Origin of the sequence: Microcystis sp. CS-574 (assembly GCF_028329095.1) — a bacterium.
GTDB lineage: Bacteria > Cyanobacteriota > Cyanobacteriia > Cyanobacteriales > Microcystaceae > Microcystis > Microcystis ichthyoblabe_A.
Window position 1 is genome coordinate 1 of record NZ_JAQMSY010000132.1, and the last position, 6,257, is coordinate 6,257.

Consider the following 6,257-nt stretch of genomic DNA (forward strand, 5'->3'; position numbering starts at 1 on the left):
GGACTGGATTCTGACTTTTTAAGCAATTCTCTGGAAGAATACCAGCTAGAACTGAAAAATCGCTGGCAATCATCCGAATCCCTTTCCTCTTGGCCTCAAGACGGTGATTTTTTAACAGGTCAAAGTAGTTCTGCGGGTCTTTTCAGTTCTGTTGACCTAGCCGGCAATACCCTGGCTACTGCCAGAGCGATTACCGTCGGTTCCAGCACCACCAGTTACACCGATTGGGTAGGAAGCACCGACACCAACGATTACTATCGTTTCACCCTCGCTAATTCTGGTAACTTTAATCTTGGTCTAACTGGAATGACCGCCGATGCGGACGTGCAACTGTTAAATAGTAGCGGTTCTTTCATTGCCTCCTCTACTAACGGTGGTACGGTTTCTGAGAGCATTACCCGTCAGTTGAGTGCAGGCACCTACTACATTCGTGTCTATCCCTATACTGGCAATACCAACTATAATCTCGCTGTTTCGGCTACCAGTGGCAGTGGTGGAACTGGATTTAACTCCACCTATGGTTACGGTTTAGTTAACGCTGCCGCTGCCGTTGCTCAAGCAATTAGTCAACCCACTTTTGCCGATGTTCCTAACTTGGGAGGTAATAACTGGGGTAATGATATGGTTAACGCCCCCGAAGCTTGGGCAAGAGGTTATACAGGACAAGGTGTTACAGTGGCTGTAATTGATTCTGGGGTGGACATTTCCCACCAAGACCTGAGCAATAATATTTGGCGCAATACAGGGGAAATTGCCAGTAATGGCATTGATGACGACGGAAATGGCTATACCGATGACGTTTATGGCTGGAACTTTGGTATCGGTCAAAATAACAATAACGTTCTACCCGGAACCAGTTCTTCTGGACAAGGACACGGAACTCACGTCGCTGGGACAATTGCCGCCGCTAATAACGGCATTGGTATGACGGGGGTTGCCTATAATTCCCGAATTATGGCGATTCGTATGGGAGATGTAGATTCACAAGGTCGGTTTACTAATGGGGGCAACCTTGCTCAAGCTATCCGCTATGCAGTGGATAATGGCGCTCGCGTCATTAATATGAGTTTGGGATGGTCTGATTCAACTGCTTTACGCGATGCCCTTGCCTATGCCGCTAGTCGCAATGTGATTACGGTTAGTGCAGCTGGCAACTCTAGCTTGTCTTCTCCCGGAACACCTGCATACTACGCTACCCAATATGGTCTTTCCGTCGGTGCCGTCGATAGCAGCCGGACAATTGCTAGTTTCTCCAATCGTGCCGGAACTAACAGCAGTATGCAGCACGTTATGGCTCCGGGGGTGAATGTTTATTCGACTGTACCGGGCAACGGATACGCGAGTTACAGCGGAACCTCGATGGCGGCTCCCCATGTGGCAGGAGTAGTGGCTTTAATGCTCGGGGCTAATCCCAACTTAACCCATGCTCAAGTCCGCAGTATTCTCACTAGCAGTGCTGTCCGTCTTACTTAAAACGCTATTAATGCTCACAACCCAGAGCATTCCTAGTTAACCAATGCTGAAGAAAGTCTCTGTTGGATTCTGCACGAGGCTTTTCTTCAGCCAAAATAACAGCCAAATCGCCAAAACTATGATTTATCCTAACTTTCGCTGGTTCCTAAGTTTGACCATTATTCTAGTTACAATGATGAGCTTTACTGACCCGAATTTCTCTCAATCAAAACAGGGTATTTCTGGCACTATTCTTCGTCTTAGCGGCGACCAAATGCCCACTATAGACACAACATCCTTGAGAACAAAACCTGAACCTATTAAAACAACTATTTGGATTTTTTCAGGTAGAATTCCCGCTCAAGGAACCAACTGGCCAGTAGCCCAAGCCCAAAAACATTCTCACCTAATCAAGCAAATAAGTAGTGATTCTCAAGGTAATTTTTTTGTAGAATTGCCCTCAGGGGAATATACTCTCCTCGCTCAATATGATGACAATTTGTACCTCAATAATTTTTTAGGGGACGGCAGCTATGGAACCGTACAAGTGACTAACGGTCAAATTGTCAATATTCAGTTAATTAACACGGAAAAAGCTTATTTTTAGCAATTATTGTCCCAAAACGCTCAAGAAATAACATTTCTTGAGAGTGAGATAGAAGAAAATAATTTACTATCTTGCTTGATTACGTCTGCATTTCGCCAGTATTTGAACTGGCGAATTCCTAGTCTTTTTAATTACGATAGGTCTGGCTCTGTAATTTCTTCAGCGATGTTCTCTAGCATTCTTGGAATCTCTTCTTCCGTTACGTCATTTCTTCGGCTAACATTTAAAATATCACCTTCTTTTAATTCTTCGAGTATATTCTCGGCTAGTCTTTTCGTATAAGTTCGTTTACTGGCGACAAAATCTAACTCTTCGCTCAAGGGTTTCCGACAATTATCGCACTTAAATTGACGACGATTAACTTGTGGGTACACTGGTTGTCCTGAGAGCGGCGAATCTTTGACTAAATGGGGTTTGCTGAATAAATCTAAAAACCTTGTTGGATAAGACTTTTAGACTTTTTTGAAATCCAAAAGTGGTGGACATGGGAGTGATCAGGGGGAAAATCCCTGGACTTTTTCCCTGAAAATTAGGTAATTGACCTCCTCAAAATGGGTAAAACCCCACACTCTACCCCCACGAAAAACTTTTTGCCACAAACCCTATCTAGTGGGTGGGGATTGATGATTGCTCTTGCCGATCGAGTAATCGATCGAGGATGATAGAAAATAGACAAAATAGATAGGCAGTAAGGGGAAGCAGTGGAAAAGGGAACGCTGGTAGAATTTCGAGTCCAAGGAGAAAGGCGCTTAGGGGTGATCGATCGCCCAGAAGGTAAAAAAGATTGGATCGTCATCGATCAAGGGGGAAACCCGCATAAACTGCGTCCCCAACGCTTCGATTACATTATCAAAGCAGGTCCATCCAACTATAAAGAGATCGGCAATTTTCTGCGGGAAGTCCAACCCTATCTAGATCCCAGTGGTTTAGAAGTGGCCTGGGAATTATTAGCCGGGGAAAATCAGTTAGTCACTCCCGAAACCATGGCCGAGATTCTCTTTTCCGATCGCAGTCCCCAGTTTTGCTATGCAGCCCATTGTCTCTTGAGTGATGATAAAGTTTATTTTAAAAATAAAGGGGATGGTTACGAGGCCCGCTCGGAAAATCAGGTAGAGGAAATCAAACACCAGCTAGAGGTAGAACAACAGCGTCAACGGGAAAAAGGCCAATTTCTCCAACGTCTCCAACAGGCCCTGGCCGGTGAAACGGTAGAATGGTCAGAAAGCGATCGAATTCGTCTGGAATCTCTAGAAAAATTTATCCTCCAACCCGAACAAAAATATCCGGCAGCCACGGACATACTCTCGCTGCTGGGCCGTTCCCAAACCCCCGAGGCTGCTTTTGAATTGTTAGTCGATTTGAAATGGTGGAGTAGTCACGAAAACCTTTTCCTGCGACGCAGTTCCTACCCTGTTCAATTCTCGAAAAAGGTACTTGATGTGGCGCGTCTTAATTTACTCAATCCCCCTGCGGATGCGGATGTCAACAATCGTCTCGATTTAACCCACCAAAAAATTTATACCATCGACGATGAAAGTACCGAGGAAATCGATGACGGATTATCGGTAGAAATTCTTGCAGATGGTGGTCATCGTCTCTGGATCCATATTGCCGATCCTAGCCGTTTAGTGCGTCCCGATGATGAATTAGACCTAGAAGCGCGTCGTCGTAGTACCAGTCTCTATCTTCCCACGGGAATGGTTCCCATGTTTCCCCTAGAATTGGCCGCAGGTCCAATGAGTTTGGTACAGGGTAAACTTTGTCCTGCCTTGAGTTTTGGGGTAATCCTCGATGAAACGGGAGCGATCGCCGATTATCGGATCCATCCCAGTACAATTAAACCCACCTATCGCCTCACCTACGAAGATGTGGATGAAATGTTACATCTGGATCTGCAGCATGAACCGGAAGTGAAGATTCTCAACCGTTGGGCCAAACAACGCCACGCATGGCGCAAATCTCAGGGATCGATTAACATCCAAATGCCAGAATCATCCATTAAGGTGAAGGCTAACGACGAAATTATCATAGAATTGCAGGAAGTTTCCCCATCTCGGCAATTGGTGGCGGAAATGATGATTCTAGCTGGAGAAATCGCCGGTCGCTACTGTCAGGAACACGAGATCCCCGTGCCTTTCCGGGGACAACCACAACCGGAATTACCCCCCGATGAGGAGTTAATTTTACTACCTGCAGGCCCAGTGCGTTCCTGTGCCTTGCGTCGCTGTATGCCGCGCAGTGAGATGACGACGATTCCTAACCGTCATGCTAGTCTGGGATTGAATACCTATTCCCAAGTAACTTCGCCAATTCGCCGTTATACTGACCTTTTGACCCATTTTCAACTAAAAGCCCATCTCCGGGGCGATCAACTGCCTTTTACCCGGGATAGAATGCAGGAAATTCTCTATAGTGTCGCTAGTTCGGCCCTGGAAGCCACCTCGGTGGAACGGCAAACTAATCGTTATTGGAGTTTGGAATTTTTGCGACGACAGGGAGATCAAGTCTGGCAAGCTTTGGTATTGCGCTGGCTGCGGGAAGAGGAAAATTTAGGCTTGATTTTATTGGAGGAATTGGGGTTAGAATTACCCCATCGTTTTGAGCGATCGGTATCTTTAGGCGATCGCTTTCAAGTACAAGTTAGTCGCTCTGATCCCCACCGCGATGAGATCCGTTTTCGCGAGTTATCGGGTTTTGTCTCCTCCCAAGCAAGTTAATCTCTCGCGGAGACAGAATTCAGGAGTCGGGAGATAGGGGTTTAGGGAAATTTCAGCCAAATGCTCCACTCCCCTCTACCCTCTCCTTGAGTTAGCAGGTTCGTCATCTGATCCGTCTATTTCGGGTGCGGAACCTCTTGGCAGACTTTCAATACCGAACAATTTATTATACTAAATCCCTTTAGTAAGTAGTCATGCAAAATAAATTTCCTAGTGAAGACAGGCAAGAGGCAATAGGCAAAAGCTTTATCGAAATGTGTAATTAATTTTGCTTAGGTACTTATAGGCGGCTCTACCGAACCTGTCATGTAAAACTATTAACAACTCATGCTTGTAAAGCTTGTATCCTAAAGCTTTGAGCTTTTATCAGATTGATATTTATCAACTTTAGAACCTTGCTGGACAGAGAGGGCGCTTGAGGAATTTTCTACAGTGTAAGCTCGGAAGAACCAAATGTCTGAATAGGGTAGTCAAATCGCCATAGCACCGTCCCGCACTGCCAGTACCCGGACTTAGCCTCTGCTACCTCTGTATAATTTATAATTAGCCTTAGTCTGACTGTTGTTCATGAAAATTAACGAGGAAATAGCTCATGGTTAAAGGTTTTGCCCCCGTTCTCCCCACCAGAAATAAAGCTCAACTAAACCTGAGCTTCCTTTAACATCAATCAATGAAATTCAAGCTAGTTTATTGACTTATCTTCAAGATATTCCTGATCCGAGAGTGTCCCGAACCCAGAAACATTTATTAACCGATATTTTAGTCATTGCTATTTTAGCAGTTATAGCAGGAGCCGAAGGTTGGGAAGAGTCCGATAAATTTTCCTCTTGACTAAGTTGGTAGAGCAAGTTTCTTTGTTCTATGTTAAGATGTTGGGGGCTTCGTTTTTGGGTCTGATTTGTTTTTGTTAATGATCAGACAGTACCTGATGAGCATTTCTTTGTCAACTCTTGAGGTTGATGCGTTTCATTTTTGAATTGGCGAATTATGGAAAAGAACTTATACAAAAAAGACTACTATCCCTGGATAGATAAAACCATATTTTTGCTAGAAAATCATCAATTTTCTGATTTAGATTTAGAGAATTTAATTGACGAAATAAAATCTATGTCTATCAGTCAACAGAAAGCATTAAAAAGCAATCTGATCGTGATTTTATGGCATTTACTAAAATACTTACAAGAGCCAGAAAAACAAACCAGAAGCTGGGCATTAACTCTTTTTGAGCATCGTGAGAGAATCGAAGAAGATTTAGAAAATAGCCCTAGTCTTAAGAGTTTTTTAACAGAAGATGATTTTAAAAAATGCTATAATAAAGCGCCAATTCAAAAATGAAACGTATCAACCTCAAGAGTTGACAAAGAAAGGCTCATCAGGCACTGTCTGATCATTAACAAAAACAAATCAGACCCAAAAACGAAGCCTCCAACATCTTAACATAGAACAAAGAAACTTGCTCTACCAACTTAGTCAGGAGGGAA

Annotated in this window: 3 protein-coding genes and 3 pseudogenes; 5 read left to right on the top strand and 1 reads right to left on the bottom strand. The window is 44.1% G+C overall.

Translation table 11 applies throughout. From position 1 onward, the window contains the following. Both PN470_RS10500 and PN470_RS10505 read left to right on the top strand, forming a co-directional pair. The coding region (locus tag PN470_RS10500) for a S8 family serine peptidase (RefSeq protein ID WP_272104500.1) at positions 1-1,473 on the top strand (1,473 nt) is incomplete at its 5' end. A 172-nt stretch (positions 1,474-1,645) separates the two neighbouring features. Continuing rightward, the gene (locus PN470_RS10505; protein ID WP_272104502.1) at positions 1,646-2,059 is read left to right on the top strand and encodes a hypothetical protein; all 414 of its coding nucleotides are present in this window, start codon (positions 1,646-1,648) and stop codon (positions 2,057-2,059) included. A 134-nt stretch (positions 2,060-2,193) separates the two neighbouring features. On the opposite strand, the pseudogene PN470_RS10510 reads toward PN470_RS10505, so the two are convergent. Further along, a pseudogene (locus PN470_RS10510) lies at positions 2,194-2,469 on the bottom strand (ISL3 family transposase); the annotation flags it as partial. 291 nt (positions 2,470-2,760) lie between these two features. Here PN470_RS10510 and PN470_RS10515 point away from each other — a divergent pair. The 3 genes and pseudogenes from PN470_RS10515 to PN470_RS10525 all read left to right on the top strand — a co-directional run. Next, a complete protein-coding gene (locus PN470_RS10515; RefSeq protein ID WP_271937929.1) occupies positions 2,761-4,776 on the top strand; it encodes a ribonuclease catalytic domain-containing protein in 2,016 nt (671 codons plus the stop codon). A 666-nt stretch (positions 4,777-5,442) separates the two neighbouring features. Continuing rightward, positions 5,443-5,598, top strand: a pseudogene (locus tag PN470_RS22360) (transposase family protein); the annotation flags it as partial. Between the two features lie 165 nt (positions 5,599-5,763). After that, positions 5,764-6,096: pseudogene (locus PN470_RS10525) on the top strand (DUF29 domain-containing protein); the annotation flags it as partial. Between the last annotated feature and the right edge of the window lie 161 nt (positions 6,097-6,257).

What these genes read in the sequence shown, in the direction of transcription:
- PN470_RS10505 (WP_272104502.1), top strand. Translation starts at nt 1,646, where the DNA reads ATGATGAGCTTTACTGACCCGAATTTCTCTCAATCAAAACAGGGTATT.